The sequence below is a fragment of the Thioclava nitratireducens genome, from assembly GCF_001940525.2.
GTDB lineage: Bacteria > Pseudomonadota > Alphaproteobacteria > Rhodobacterales > Rhodobacteraceae > Thioclava > Thioclava nitratireducens.
The window spans coordinates 2957599-2971431 of the sequence record NZ_CP019437.1 but is presented as its reverse complement, the minus strand read 5'-3'; the positions used below and the strand labels follow the sequence as shown (position 1 = coordinate 2971431).

General features: G+C 64.6%; 12 protein-coding genes. 9 read left to right on the top strand and 3 right to left on the bottom strand.

Features of this window, described 5'->3' with window-relative positions:
* The first annotated feature begins 113 nt into the window (after nucleotides 1–113).
* From BMG03_RS14125 to BMG03_RS14105, 5 genes are all read left to right on the top strand, one after another.
* On the top strand, nucleotides 114–1352 hold the full coding sequence (locus BMG03_RS14125; protein ID WP_077701274.1) for a Coenzyme F420 hydrogenase/dehydrogenase, beta subunit C-terminal domain: 1239 nt from the start codon (nucleotides 114–116) through the stop codon (nucleotides 1350–1352).
* Entirely contained in the window at nucleotides 1349–2512 is a 1164-nt protein-coding gene (locus BMG03_RS14120; RefSeq protein WP_077701273.1) for a polysaccharide pyruvyl transferase family protein, read from the top strand. The genes BMG03_RS14125 and BMG03_RS14120 overlap by 4 nt, the downstream gene beginning before the upstream one ends.
* Nucleotides 2512–3372 (top strand): glycosyltransferase family 2 protein, encoded by an 861-nt coding sequence (locus tag BMG03_RS14115; RefSeq protein WP_077701272.1) that lies wholly within the window; start codon nucleotides 2512–2514, stop codon nucleotides 3370–3372. The genes BMG03_RS14120 and BMG03_RS14115 overlap by 1 nt, the downstream gene beginning before the upstream one ends.
* Before the next feature lie 133 nt (nucleotides 3373–3505).
* Nucleotides 3506–5647, top strand: a complete 2142-nt coding sequence (locus BMG03_RS14110; RefSeq protein WP_075775637.1) for a right-handed parallel beta-helix repeat-containing protein — start codon at nucleotides 3506–3508, stop codon at nucleotides 5645–5647.
* Entirely contained in the window at nucleotides 5647–7047 is a 1401-nt protein-coding gene (locus tag BMG03_RS14105) for an O-antigen ligase family protein (RefSeq protein ID WP_075775636.1), read from the top strand. The genes BMG03_RS14110 and BMG03_RS14105 overlap by 1 nt, the downstream gene beginning before the upstream one ends.
* Here BMG03_RS14105 and BMG03_RS14100 read toward each other — a convergent pair.
* The 3 genes from BMG03_RS14100 to BMG03_RS14090 all read right to left on the bottom strand — a co-directional run bounded on the left by BMG03_RS14100 (nucleotide 7044) and on the right by BMG03_RS14090 (nucleotide 10431).
* Nucleotides 7044–8027, bottom strand: coding sequence for a glycosyltransferase family 2 protein (locus BMG03_RS14100; protein ID WP_075775635.1), 984 nt, complete (start codon nucleotides 8025–8027; stop codon nucleotides 7044–7046). The two genes, BMG03_RS14105 and BMG03_RS14100, sit on opposite strands and share 4 nt — an antisense overlap.
* An 11-nt stretch (nucleotides 8028–8038) precedes the next feature.
* Nucleotides 8039–8599, bottom strand: coding sequence for an acetolactate synthase small subunit (gene ilvN, locus BMG03_RS14095; protein WP_075775634.1), 561 nt, complete (start codon nucleotides 8597–8599; stop codon nucleotides 8039–8041).
* A gap of 86 nt (nucleotides 8600–8685) precedes the next feature.
* Nucleotides 8686–10431 (bottom strand): acetolactate synthase 3 large subunit, encoded by a 1746-nt coding sequence (locus BMG03_RS14090; protein ID WP_075775633.1) that lies wholly within the window; start codon nucleotides 10429–10431, stop codon nucleotides 8686–8688.
* A gap of 549 nt (nucleotides 10432–10980) precedes the next feature.
* Between BMG03_RS14090 and BMG03_RS14085 the strand changes: the two genes are divergently transcribed.
* From BMG03_RS14085 to BMG03_RS20560, 4 genes are all read left to right on the top strand, one after another.
* Nucleotides 10981–11553 carry a TRAP transporter small permease subunit gene (locus BMG03_RS14085; RefSeq protein WP_075775632.1) on the top strand — a complete coding sequence of 191 codons (573 nt, stop codon included), beginning with the start codon at nucleotides 10981–10983 and terminating at the stop codon, nucleotides 11551–11553.
* Entirely contained in the window at nucleotides 11553–13304 is a 1752-nt protein-coding gene (locus BMG03_RS14080; RefSeq protein WP_075775631.1) for a TRAP transporter large permease, read from the top strand. Before BMG03_RS14085 ends, BMG03_RS14080 begins: the two co-directional genes overlap by 1 nt.
* A gap of 76 nt (nucleotides 13305–13380) precedes the next feature.
* On the top strand, nucleotides 13381–13551 hold the full coding sequence (locus BMG03_RS20890) for a hypothetical protein (protein WP_166504604.1): 171 nt from the start codon (nucleotides 13381–13383) through the stop codon (nucleotides 13549–13551).
* 99 nt (nucleotides 13552–13650) lie between these two features.
* On the top strand, nucleotides 13651–13818 hold the full coding sequence (locus BMG03_RS20560) for a hypothetical protein (RefSeq protein WP_157771598.1): 168 nt from the start codon (nucleotides 13651–13653) through the stop codon (nucleotides 13816–13818).
* Nucleotides 13819–13833: the final 15 nt, after the last annotated feature.

The window sequence follows — 13833 nt, the reverse complement described above, 5'->3', positions numbered from 1 at the left end:
GGCATTACGGCTGTGGCCTGACAGCCACGTCAACCGAGGTCTCCGGCGGTGTGCCGCCTTGCCAGATTCCCGGCTTTGCTGTTCAACTTCGTGAAAAAGCAGGGCGGCCGAGCATGACCCATCACAACCCCATTTCGACGCCTTCGAGCGATGCGCTCGCGCATGTCGCGGCGGGTGATCTCTGTGCAGGCTGCGGGCTTTGCGCGGCGGTCGCGCCTGACGAGATCGCCATGGCTCCGGATACGCGCGGCTTCCTGCGCCCGCTGCAAAGCGCCGAGATTTCCGCCCGCGCCGAGGCCGCCATCGCCGCCTGTTGCCCCGGCTTGGGCCAGAGCGCGCAGCGCGTCGCGCCCGGAGAGGAGCCGCTCTGGGGGCGGTTCATGGAGATGAAGAGCGGCCATGCCACCGACCCGGACCTGCGCCACGCAGGCGCTTCGGGCGGGGCGCTCTCGGCGCTGGCGCTGCATCTGCTGCAATCGGGTCGTGTCGATGCCATCGCCCAGATCGAACCCGACCCCGAGAAGCCGATCGGAAACCGGATGCGGCTGAGTACCACGCGCGACGAGGTTCTGGGGGCTGCGGGCTCGCGCTATGCGCCCTCAGCCCCGCTGGCCGATCTGTCGGCGCTGATCGCGGATGGGCGGCGCTTCGCGGTGATCGGGAAGCCTTGCGATGCGGTCGCACTGCGGGCGCTTGTGGCGCGCGATCCGAAACTCGCGCGGACTTTCCCGGTGATCCTGTCCTTCTTCTGCGCGGGCGTTCCCAGCGCGGAGGGCGCGCGGGAGTTGCTGGCGGAGATGGGCGCGCCCGAGGATCAACTGACAGGCCTGCGCTATCGCGGCAATGGCTGGCCGGGCAAGACGGTGGCCACGCTACATGATGGCGCCACCCGCGAGACGAGCTATCACGCGGCCTGGGGCGGGGTGCTCTCGCGCCATGTCCAGCATCGCTGCAAGATTTGCGCCGATGGCACCGGGGTTGCCGCCGATCTGGTCTGCGCCGATGCGTGGGAAGCCGATGACGAAGGCTATCCGCTGTTCGAGGAGGCGCCGGGGCGCAGCCTGATCGTGGCGCGCACGCGGCTCGGCGCGGACATTCTAAGGGAGGCCGAGGCGGCAGAGGCGGTCGAGACCGCGCCGTTCGATGTGGCGGAACTCGCCGCGATCCAACCCGGTCAGCGCGAACGCCGCCGCGCCCTTTTCGCGCGTCTCGCCGCGCTCAAACTGATGGCCCGTCCGATCCCGCGCTATGAGGGGATGAACCTGCGCGCCTGTGCATTGCAGAACCCGGTCACGCGGAACCTGCGCAACTTCGCAGGCACGATGCGCCGCGTCTGGCGAGGACGGATATGAGCCGCACGCTGCGCGTCTGCCTGATCTTCCACTCGACGCGCTCGGACAATCTTGGCGTTGGCGCGCTGACCGTGTCGGAGATCGCCCTGCTGCGCGATCTGGCCACGAAAGCGGGGCGCGAGATCGCGATTACCGTGCTCGACTGGAAGGACCGGCGCGCGCCCTATGTCGCGGGCGATGACCTGCGGCTGATCGAGGTGGATGGCGCGTTTCTGAAATCGCCCAAAGGGTTGTGGGCCGAAGTTAAGGCAGCCGATCTGGTGATCGACATTGGCGGCGGCGACAGTTTCGCGGACATCTACGGCACCTCGCGGCTGGTGAAGATGTTCTGGATGAAGTTCGCCGCCCATCTCGCGGGCACGCCTTTGGTGGTCGCGCCGCAGACCGTGGGGCCGTTCACCAAGGGCTGGTCGAAGCGGCTGGCGCGGATGAGCCTCAACCGTTCGGCTTTGGTGGCGGTGCGCGACGAACGCTCGCGCGCGGCGCTGGACGATCTGGGCTATCGCGGCGCTCCAGTTCTGGCCTCCGATCTGGCGCTGCGGCTGCCTTTTGATCCGCCCGCGCCGCGTGATGGTGGGCCGGTGCGCGTCGGTCTCAATGTCTCGGGGCTGTTGATGGCGGGGGGCTATCACGGGAGCAATGATTTCGGGATGGCGCTGGATTATCCCGCGCTGATCGCGCGCGCGATCGACTGGTTCAAGGGGCAGGGAGCGGAGGTCCATCTGGTCCCGCATGTGATCGTGCCCGAAGGCCCGATGGTGATCGAGGATGACCTGCGCGCCTGTGAGACGCTGGCGGCCGAGCATGACGTGATCTGCGCGCCTGCCTTCGCAAGCCCCTCCGAGGCCAAGAGCTATATCGCCGGGCTCGATTTCTTCACCGGGGCGCGGATGCATGCCTGTATCGCGGCATTTTCGGCGGGTGTCGCGGTGGTGCCGCTTGCCTATAGCCGCAAGTTCGCGGGGCTTTTCGGCGCGCTTGGCTACGATCACACGGTCGATGCGACCACGGCGGATGCGGATACGGTGATGGCGGCGCTGGAGCGAGGGTTCGCCAATCGCGAGACGCTGGCCGCAGAGGCGCAATCGGCGCTGGCGCGGGGGATCGACCGGCTCGCCGCCTATGACGCGGCGCTGTTAAACCTGATGAAGGCGCTGTGATGGCCGAGGCCGCGATCATCATCCCGCATTTCAACGATGTCACGCGGCTCATGCGCTGCCTCGAGACGCTTGCGCCGCAGCTGGATGCGCGTTGCGAGCTGCTGGTGGTCGACAATGGCTCGACCGATGATCTTGGCCCCGTCCGCGCGGCCTATCCCGACCTTCGGATCGTCACCGAGACCAAGAAGGGCGCGGCAGAGGCCCGCAATCGCGGCGTGGCGGAGACGACGGCGGAGCGGCTGTTCTTCATCGACAGCGATTGCGTGGCCGACCCGGACTGGATCGCGACCGCTTTCGCCGTGGCCGGGCAGGGCGATCTGGTCGGCGGGCATGTCTTCGTCTTCGAAGAGACTCCGCCGCCGCGTTCCGGCGCGGAGGCGTTCGAGACCGTCTTCGCATTCGATTTCCGGCGCTATATCGAGGAAAAGGGGTTCTCCGGCACCGGCAACCTGCTGACCCGGCGCGATATTTATGAGGCCACCGGCCCCTTCATCGCCGGGCTGTCGGAAGATCTGGACTGGTGCCGTCGGGCGACCGCGAAGGGCTATTCGCTGGTCTATGCAGAAAGGCTGCGCGTGGGCCATCCGTCGCGGCAGGATTGGGCGGCGCTGTCGCGCAAATGGCGGCGCCTGACCGAGGAAGGCTTCGGTGTGAATGGCGCGAGCCTGCCCGCGCGGCTGCGTTGGGGCGCGAAGGCGCTGTTGATGCCGGTGTCGATACTCGCCCATCTGCCGAAGGTCCTGCGCCATCCCGAGCTGAACGGTGCGACCGAGCGTCGCCGCGCGGTGTGCACGCTCGCAAGGCTGCGGCTCGCGCGGATGGGCTGGATGCTGCGGCAGGCGATTTTCGGGCGGCTTTAGCGGCGCGAAGGCCACAAAGGCGACGTGAAAAGTTAAATCTGGGTTAAAGCGCTTGCTGCCTTGATCGCCCTCACGCTAGCGTGACGTCAAGACATCAGAGCCGCAAGAAGCGGCCCGGAACAGGCAGGCAGCGATGGAGCAGATCGCATTCACCACGAGGCATGCGGCCCGCGTCGGATGGCGTGGGCTTTTGGCCGTCGGATTTGTCATGCTCGGCGCATGGCCCGCAATGGCGCGCGATTGGCAGGTCTCGGATACCGAAGCACTCGCGCGGATCGGGGCGAAGCTGGAGCCGGGCGATACGGTCCTGATCGCGCCGGGCGACTATGACGCTCTCGAGCTGCGGGGTATGGCGGGGCGCGAGGATGCGCCGATCACCTTTCGCTCTGCCGATCCGGGCAACCCGGCGGTGATCGCGCGAATGGACCTGCAGGAGGTCAGTCATGTCGTGATCGAGGCGGTGATGTTCGACTATCGTTACGCAGAGGGCGACCGGTCCAACACGCGCCCGTTTCAGGTCTTTACCACGCGCAATCTGACAATCCGCAATGTGGTGTTCGACGGTGACCTCGCGCCGCCCGATCCCGAGTTGATCGAGCAGGGCCCGCTGCCGACTGCTTTCGGCCTCGCCGTGCGCGCCTCGACCGGGATCACGGTCGAGAGCTCCGAGTTCCGCCGCTTCTATCGCGGCGCGATCTTCACCGATTGCACCGATCTGAATCTGGTCGGCAACGATATCCACGACATGCGGATGGACGGGCTAAACTTCGCCCAGATCGAGCGCGCCGAGATCGCGGGCAACCACATTCACGATTTCCGTCGCGCGGTCGCGTCCGGCGATCATGCCGACATGATCCAGTTCTGGACCGCAGGCACCGAACGCCCCAGCCGCGACATCGCGATCCGGGGCAATCTGCTCAATTCCGGGGAGGGCGGCTTCACCCAGTCGATCCTGATGCGCAACGAGCTGGTCGATCGCGGCAAGGCCGGGGCGGAGATGTTCTACCGCAACGTCGAGATCAGCGGGAACGTCATCATCAACGCCCATCTGCACGGGATCACTTTGGGGGAGGCGGACGGCGTGAAGATCGCCAACAACACGCTCATCCATGATGTCTATTCCGAGGGCGAGAAACGCGACCCGGTTCTCTGGATCCCGCAGATCCGCGTGGCGCGCGACGCCCGCGCCGTCGAGATCGCCCGCAATGCGGTGAGCGAGATCGCAGGGCCTGCGGGGCAGCCCGACTGGAGGGTACGGGACAACCTGCTGATCCAGGACGTCACGCCGCAGCGGGCGGGCTATTACGACGATATTTTCGTCGCCGCGCGCACCGGTGCGCCGCGTGAGATCGGGAATTACGCCTATCTGCCGAGTGGTCCATTGGCCGGGAGCGGGATCGGTGCGCCGATGCTGGATATCCTCGGCGGTCCGGATGCGTTCCAGCCGGTCATGCGGTTTGCCCGAGGCGAGGGAGGCGGCACGACGCTGCAATTCGATGCGCGCGCGAGTGTGCTTCCCGAAGGCGTGGACCCCGCCGAGGTCGCCTATGAATGGCAGATCGACGGGCAGACCAGTCTCGATGGTGTGCAGGTGCCGGTGGGCTTCCGAATGCCGGGTCGGCACAAAGTGACCCTCTCGCTCACGCTGCCCGATGGGCGGAGCGCGCAGAGCACCGGCTACGTCATGGTCCGCGAGGACCGTATCCTCAGCTACGATCCGCAACTGGGCCGGGTGATCTCGCATGCCGGGTCGCAGCCGAAAGTGCTCGACTCGATCCCGCTCAGCCCCGGCGCATTGGAATTCGGGCTCGGCGGGGGCGCAGTGGTGATCCCGCGCGAGATGGTCGCCCCTCTTTTCGGAGCAGATCGCTTCTCGCTGCATATGAGCCTGCGAGCGATGGGCGATTACAAATCCGCGGGAGAGCTGTTGCGCCTGCATCAATCGCTGATCGTGCGGGTTACCGGGCGCGGTACCTTCGAGGTCGAGTTCTGGCCCGAGAGTGGGCAGCGGCTGTTCCTTCGCACCAAACGCGTGCCGATCTATGACGGAAAATGGCACGACATCACCTTCCGCTACGCCTCGGAGGATAGTCTTTTCGAGGTGCTGGCGGGCGAGGAGGTGATCGGCAAAGGCACCGTCTCGGGGCGGCTCAAGCCGATGGAATATTGGGGCCTTGCGCTGGGCAATCCCTTCGGCAAGGGCAGCTTCCACGGCGAGCTTGAAGCCCTTGATCTGACCGCGAGCCGCCCGGCGGTGAGCGGGGCGATGCGCTGATGCGCGCCGGGGCGATCGGTGGCACCATGCCGGAGCATGCGCGCCCGACACGCCGTGCGGGTGGGCGAAACCGCATTGCCGAGACCGCCGCGCTCGCGACCGCGAAACTGCCGTGGCCGGTGCTGCTGTTCGTGCTGTCGATCCTGCTGCCCTTCAAGTTCAACCTCGGCCCGCTTGCGATCACCGGAAGCCGTCTCGTGCTGATGTTCTTCATCCTGCCCGCCTTCGCGCGCGTCTTCAGCGGGCGCGCGGGGCGGATATTGCCGGTGGACTGGCTGTTCCTGTTCCATGCGCTGTGGCTGTCGGTCGCGCTCGCGGTCAACAACCCGGATCGCGTCATTCAGCAAGCGGGCTCGGTGGGGCTCGAGGTGCTGGGAGGCTACCTGATCGGGCGCGCCTATATCCGCTCGCGCGAGGATTTCGCGGCGCTGGGCAAGGTGCTGATCTGGTCGGTGCTGATCCTGACGCCATTTTCGCTTTACGAGACCAAGACCGGCACGACCCTGATCCCGACGCTGATCGACAAGCTGCCGGGAATGAGCACGATCACCTACAACTTTCAGGAGCCGCGCTTGGGGCTGGAGCGTGTGCAGGGCCCCTTCGCCCATCCGATCCATTTCGGGCTCTATTGCTCGGTCGTCTTCGCCTTCGCCTTCGTGGCCTTCGACGGGATCAAATCGCTCGGATGGCGGGTGGTGGCGAGCGGGATGATCCTGCTCAACGGCTTTCTCGCGCTGTCTTCGGGCGCGCTTCTGTCGCTGCTGCTGCAACTGGGGCTGATCGGCTGGTATATCACCTTCGTGCGGATCGAATGGCGCTGGTGGCTGCTGACGGGGCTCTTCGCTTTCGCCTATGTCACGGTGGACCTGCTGTCGAACCGCTCGCCGATCATGGTGTTTCTCAGCTACGCGACCTTCTCGGCCCATACCGCCTATTGGCGCACGATCATCTTCGAGTGGGGGCTGAAGAATGTCTGGGCCAACCCGGTCTTCGGGATCGGCCTGAACGACTGGGTGCGACCGTGGTACATGTATTCCGGCTCGATGGATAATTTCTGGCTGGTGATGGCGGTGCGCTATGGCATCCCCGGCTTCCTGCTGGTCACGAGCGGCTATGTCTGGGGGCTGTTCAAGGTGATGTTCCGGGATTTCAGCGGCGATACGCGGATGCAAAATTTCCGTCGCTCCTGGGTGTTCACCTTCGCGGGGATGACCTTCACGCTCTGCACCGTCTATGTCTGGGAGTCGATCTACGCCTTCACCTTCTTCCTGTTCGGCGCCGGCATGTGGATGCTGACCGAAGCGGTGAAAGAGCGGGCCGACGCCCCCGAGGACGCGGCGCGGCCTGAGGCGCGTGCCACCAGCTACACGCGGTTTGCACAGAGTCATCGGCGGGATTAACGGCCGATCTTTGCCCGTGCCTCCGGGCTGAGCGCGGCCAGAACCGGATCGGGCGGTGCCATTCCGAAGAAACCCCGCAACAGGGCCGCGGCTTCCGCTCCATGCCCCTGCGCCCGCAATTGCGCGGCTTTGGCAAGCGACCACGCCGCGCCGCCGATCAGCCCGGCGGGGAAATGGCGGCGCAGGAACATCGCGCGTGCGCGATGCTTGAAATATTGCGAAAATGGCGAGGCGACCGAGCCCATCCGCTGCGAGCCGATCGCCGTGCCCGCGACGTGATGAACGATTGCGCCTGCGCAATAGGAGATCGGCAGATTGCCCCGGCGCAGCGCCCAGTCGACCTCCTCGTAATAGAGGAAATAATCTTCCGTCAGAGGCCCCGCGCGCTCGAGATGGGCGCGGGTGGCGACTAGGCTCGCGCCGGTGACGAAGTCGATGTGCTCCGGGTCCGGGGCAGGGCTGTCCGCGGGGGCAAACTGGTTCAGGTTATGGGTGATCCCGGTGCGCCGGTCGATCACTCCGCCGTCAATCTGGATCGTATCGGGCGCGTCACCATAGACCACCCGATGCGCGATCATCGCGGCGCCTCGCGGTCCGGGATCATGCGAGGCGAGGGCGGCAGGCGTCTCGGGCAGCACTACGCAATCGGGGTTGAGCAGCCAGAACCGGTCGAGCGCGGGATTGGCCGCGAGCCGCGCGAGGCCAAGATTGACGCCCGCAGCAAACCCGCCATTGGCTCCCGCCTCGATCAGCGCAATGCCTTCCTGACCCGCCTCCGCAGCCCCCATCAGATCGGGGACAGCCGCGCGGATCACCTCGACCGTGTCATCGGGCGAGGCATTGTCGACTACCACCACATGCAGCGCCACGCCGGTCGCCGCCCGCAGCGAGGCGATGCAGGCCGCGATCACGTCCGAGGACCGATAGGTGACGATGACGACACCCAGAGCAGGATCGGTGGCGGGATGCGGCTCGGCCATGTCGCTCGGGCTCAGGCCCCGCGCGACAGCGCCGCGACCCCGGTGCGGGCCACTTCGGCCAGACCCAGCGGGCGCATCAGATCGGCGAAAGCGTCGATCTTCTCGGGCGTGCCGGTGATCTCGAAGACAAAGCTCTCCAGCGTCGAGTCGACCACATTGGCGCGAAAGATCTCGGCCAGACGCAGCGCTTCGATACGCTTGTCGCCGGTCCCCGCAACCTTGATCAGCGCCAGTTCGCGCTCGACCGGATAGCCCTCGACGGTCAGGTCCTTCACTTCGTGAACCGGCACGATGCGGCCCAGCTGTGCCTTGATCTGGTCGATCACGTTCTCGGTGCCGCGGGTGACGACGGTGATCCGGCTGCGATGGCCCTTATGGTCCACCTCGGCCACGGTCAGGCTGTCGATGTTGTAGCCGCGGCCCGAGAACAGCCCGATCACACGGGCCAGAACCCCGGCCTCGTTATCCACGATCACGGCGAGCGTATGGCTGCGCTCAATCTGATCGTGGCTGTCGCGCAGGTCGTAAGCGGAATGGCTCGAGGAGCCTTTCTTGATTTTCAGAGCGGCCATTGCCTCTCTCCTTTTCCTAGTTCGGACCCGATCTTCGGCTTGGTCCAAATATCCCGGGGGTCCGGGGGCAGAGCCCCCGGCGTCGCTCACACCAGCGCCGCGCCTTCCTTGAAGACATCGGCATCGGCCGCCAGCAGCATCTCGTTATGCGGCTTGCCGGACGGGATCATCGGGAAGCAGTTCTCGTGCTTCTCCACGAGGCAGTCGAACAGCACCGGGCCGTCATGCTTGATCATCTCCATGATCGCATCGTCGAGATCGGCGGGGTCGGAGACCTGCATCCCCTTCCAGCCGAAGCTCTCGGCGAGTTTCACGAAATCGGGCAGGCTTTCGGACCAGCTATGCGAGTACCGCTCGCCATGCAGCAGTTCCTGCCACTGGCGGACCATGCCCAGACGCTCGTTATTGAGGATGAATTGCTTCACCGGCACGCGGAACTGGGTCGCGGTGCCCATCTCCTGCATGTTCATCAGCCAGCTCGCCTCGCCTGCCACGTTGATCACGAGGCTCTCGGGATGGGCGATCTGCACGCCGATCGAGGCCGGGAAGCCGTAGCCCATCGTGCCCAAGCCCCCGGAGGTCATCCAGCGGTTCGGATCCTCGAAGCCGAGGAACTGCGCGGCCCACATCTGGTGCTGACCCACCTCGGTGGTGATGTAGCGATCCATGCCCTTGGTCAGCTCTTCGAGACGCTGTAGCGCATATTGCGGTTTGATCGTCTTTTCCGAGTTGGTGTAGGCGAGGCAGTTCACCTTCTTCCACTCGTCGATCTTCTTCCACCATTTCGCGATCGCGGGCTTGTTCACCTTGCGCCCGCGCGATTTCCAGACCTTGAGCACGTCTTCGAGCACATGGCCGATATCGCCGAGGATCGGCAGGTCGACGGCGATGATCTTGTTGATCGAGGAGGCGTCGATATCGACATGCACCTTGGTCGATTTCGGCGAGAAGTCCGCCACGCGGCCGGTGATCCGGTCGTCGAAGCGCGCGCCGAGGTTGATCATCAGATCGCAGCCATGCATCGCGAGGTTGGCTTCATAGAGGCCGTGCATCCCGAGCATGCCGAGCCAGTTCTTGCCCGAGGCAGGGTAGGCGCCCAGACCCATCAGCGTCGAGGTGATCGGGAAGCCGGTCGCGTCGACAAGTTCGCGCATCAGCTGGCTCGCGGCAGGGCCCGAATTGATCACGCCGCCGCCGGTATAGAAGACCGGCTTCTCGGCGGTCTCGATCATCTCGACCAGCTTGGTGATCGCGTCGAGATCGCCTTTCACCTGCGGCTGGTAATGGTCGACCTTCGCGGCTTTCGGCTCGCAGTAAGTGGCCACCGCGAATTGCACGTCCTTGGGCATGTCGATCAGCACCGGGCCGGGGCGGCCCGAGGTCGCCACGTGGAAAGCCTGATGGATCGTCTCGGAGAGTTTCGCAGGGTCTTTCACCAGCCAGTTATGTTTGGTGCAGGGGCGGGTGATGCCCACCGTGTCGGCCTCCTGGAAACCATCGGTGCCCACGAGGAAGGTCGGCACCTGCCCCGACAGCACGATCAGCGGGATCGAGTCCATCAGCGCGTCGGTCAGACCCGTCACCGCATTGGTCGCGCCCGGGCCCGAGGTCACCAGCGCCACGCCCGGCTTGCCGGTCGAGCGCGCATAGCCTTCGGCCATGTGGATCGCGGCCTGCTCGTGGCGGACGAGGATGTGACGGATGTCGTTCTGCTGGAAAATCTCGTCATAGATGGGAAGGACCGCGCCGCCGGGATAGCCGAAAATTACCTCGACCCCGTGATCCTTCAGCGCCTGAACCACCATCTTCGCGCCGGTCATCTGCCGTGCCATATGCTCACTCCATCCTTGCGCGAGGGCCACGCCGCCCGCCGCTACCTCTCAAGCGTCCAATCGTCCAATAAAAAGCCCCCGGCTTTGAGGCGGGGGCGCATGGGAACCTTCATGGTCTAACCGTTACCGGCCCATGCGCTTGGCTCCTACGACGACAAGAAGAATCGCATCCATTGCGGATCCCTTTCGGACTGCTTTGCGCGGACATTATGAGCGGGTGCAGGAGGCGTCAATGCCCAAACGCTGAATAAAATGTCGCGAAGGGAGGAAATTTCTTCCCGATTGTTGCGCATCGCGACCTGCGAGTCGCAACTTTGAGAAATCATAAGCGGCGTGCGACGCGGGTGCCGCTAGGTCAGTCGCATCAACGTGATCCCGTTGACGCTTCGTCAGTCGCCAGGTCGGCGCTGGGGAGCGATGTTTTTAGGTCGATCTGGTCAAGTGAACAGACCAGATAGGGCCTTAATTGCTTGACCTTTCGCCTCCACTCGGCCAATCACGGGCAAAGCCTCGGGCAGGCTTTCGGGACAAAATTAGGGAGGAAGTGAGATGGGCGCTTTGCTGGCCCTTTCACGCGCGATCGACCGGATAAACGAGACCATCGGCAAGGCGGTGTCGTGGCTTATTCTGGTGTCGGTCCTCGTGAGTGCGACCAACGCCATTGTACGCAAAGCCTTCGACATGTCGTCGAACGCTTGGCTGGAATTGCAATGGTATCTTTTCGGCGCGGCGTTTCTGGGCGCTGCCGCATACACGCTCAAGCAAAACGAGCATATCCGCATCGACATCATCTATGGTGCGTTCTCGCGGAAAGTGCAGCACTGGATCGATCTGCTCGGGCATATCTTCTTCCTGATGCCGTTCGTCGTGCTGATGCTGTTCAAGCTGACTCCCTTCGTGATGATCTCGATCCGCTCGGGCGAGATGTCGACGAATTCGGGCGGTCTGATCCTGTGGCCGGCCAAGCTCCTGCTGCTGATCGGCTTCTGGCAGCTGTTCTTCCAGGGCGTGTCCGAGATCATCAAGAAGATCGGCGTGATGCGTGGGTTGATCGCGGATCCCCATGCCGACAGCGCGGGCCATCACGGCCATGATCCCATCGCCGAAGAGGAGGGTCTGTAATGCTCGAGCTTATTGCTCAGAACATGGCCCCGATCATGTTCATCTCGCTGATCGTCTTCCTGCTGATCGGCTATCCTGCGGCCTTCGCGCTCGCGGCCAACGGTCTTTTGTTCTTCGTCATCGGCGTTGAACTGTCGGGCTATTCCGGCGGGACGATCAATCTTGACTGGCCGTTGTTGAATGCGATGCCGCAACGGTTCTACGGGGTCTTGTCGAACGAGACCCTACTTGCCATCCCATTCTTCACATTCATGGGCATCGTGCTCGAGAAATCGGGCATGGCCGAGGATCTCCTCGACACGATCGGTCAGTTGTTCGGTCCGGTGCGCGGCGGTCTCGCCTATGCGGTGATCATCGTGGGCGCGCTTCTGGCGGCGACCACGGGCGTGGTCGCGGCGTCGGTGATCGCTATGGGCCTGATCTCGCTGCCGATCATGTTGCGCTACGGCTATGATCGGAAGGTGGCCACAGGTGTCATTGCGGCGTCTGGGACATTGGCGCAGATCATTCCGCCTTCGCTGGTGCTGATCGTTCTGGCTGACCAGCTGGGCGTTTCGGTGGGTGACATGTACAAGGGCGCGCTGATCCCCGGTATGGTGCTGACCGGCATCTACCTCGGCTACGTGCTCGTGATGTCGATCATCAAGCCGAAGTCGATGCCGGCCCTGCCGAAAGAGGCGCGTACGCTCGGCTCGGGTGTGATGTCGCTCCTTGTCGCGCTGGCCGGCGCGGTCGCAGTCTTCATCTTCGCCGAGAAGTATTTCGAGGCGAGCGGGTCGAGCGTCAACAACTCCGAGATCCTGGCTGCCGGTGCGGCCGTGATCGTGGTCTATATCGTGGCCTTGCTCGACAAGGCGCTGAAGATCAACCTGATGAGCCGTCTGGCCCAGCAGGTGGTCATCGTGCTGATCCCGCCGCTGGCGCTGATCTTCCTGGTGCTGGGCACGATCTTCCTGGGTGTTGCGACTCCCACCGAAGGCGGCGCCATGGGCGCGGTCGGCGCGCTGGTGCTGTCGGCGGTCAAGAAGCGTCTGACCTTCCCCGTCGTGCGTGATGCGCTGGCGGCGACGACGCGCCTGTCGGCCTTCGTGCTGTTCATCCTGCTGGGCGCGCGGGTCTTCTCGCTCACCTTCTACGGGGTGAACGGGCAGGTCTGGGTCGAGCATCTGCTGACCTCGCTTCCGGGTGGCCAGTTGGGCTTCCTGATCGTGGTGTCGTTCCTTGTGTTCTTCCTCGCCTTCTTCCTCGATTTCTTCGAGCTGGCCTTCATCATCGTGCCGCTTCTGGCGCCTGCCGCGCAGGCGCTGGGGATCGATCTGATCTGGTTCGGCGTGATCCTGGGCGTGAACATGCAGACCTCGTTCATGCACCCGCCCTTCGGCTTCGCGCTGTTCTACCTGCGCTCGGTCGCGGCCAAGGTGCCCTATATCGACAAGGTTACCGGCAAGAAGATGGAGCCGGTGAAGACCTCGCAGATCTACTGGGGCGCCATTCCCTTCGTGTTCATCCAGGTTGCGATGATCGCCATCGTGATCGCCTTCCCGGCCATGGTGATGCACTACAAGGGGCCGCAGGTTGATCTGAAGGACGTCGAGATCAAGCTGCCCCAGATGCCGGGCATGGGCGATGGGGGCGGCCTCGGAGGACTGCCGTCTCTGGCGCCGCTCGGTGGGTCGACCTCTGGCGGGTCAAGCTCGGGAAGCGCGGCTCCGGGTGGGCTGCCCCCGCTTCCCACACCGGGCAGCAACTGATCGACCGTAAAATGAAAGATCGGGGCGGCCTTCAGGGGCCGCCCCTTTTTTATAGAGAGAGAGTGGAGGGCGAGGGATGCGGTATCCTCTTCTGGTGATTTTCGGGGTTTCGTTGCTTGCGCTGGCGGGCTGTGGTGAGACCAAGGAGCAGCGGGCGGCGACGGGCGGCGTGGCCGGTCTCGTCGTGGCGGGGCCTGTCGGAGCGGTCGTCGGGGCCGGGCTAGGTGTGGTGACGCGCAGGAACTGACGAGCAGCCTTTCACGGAGCTTGGGAACCGCGAAAGGCGTCTCGGCGTCTTGTCCTTGAGAAGGTCGCGCGTTGCGGCTGCTATCGAAAGGACGAGAAGATGCGAATTGCGACGATTGTGATGGCGGGCGGCCTGCTGGTTTCGCTCGCGGCCTGTGGAGATACCACCACCGAACGCGCAGCCACTGGCGGCGTCGGCGGGCTTGTCGTGGCCGGACCCGTGGGGGCCGTGGCAGGCGCGACGGCAGGGGCCGCGACCACGAAGTGAGGTCGGGCCGCACCC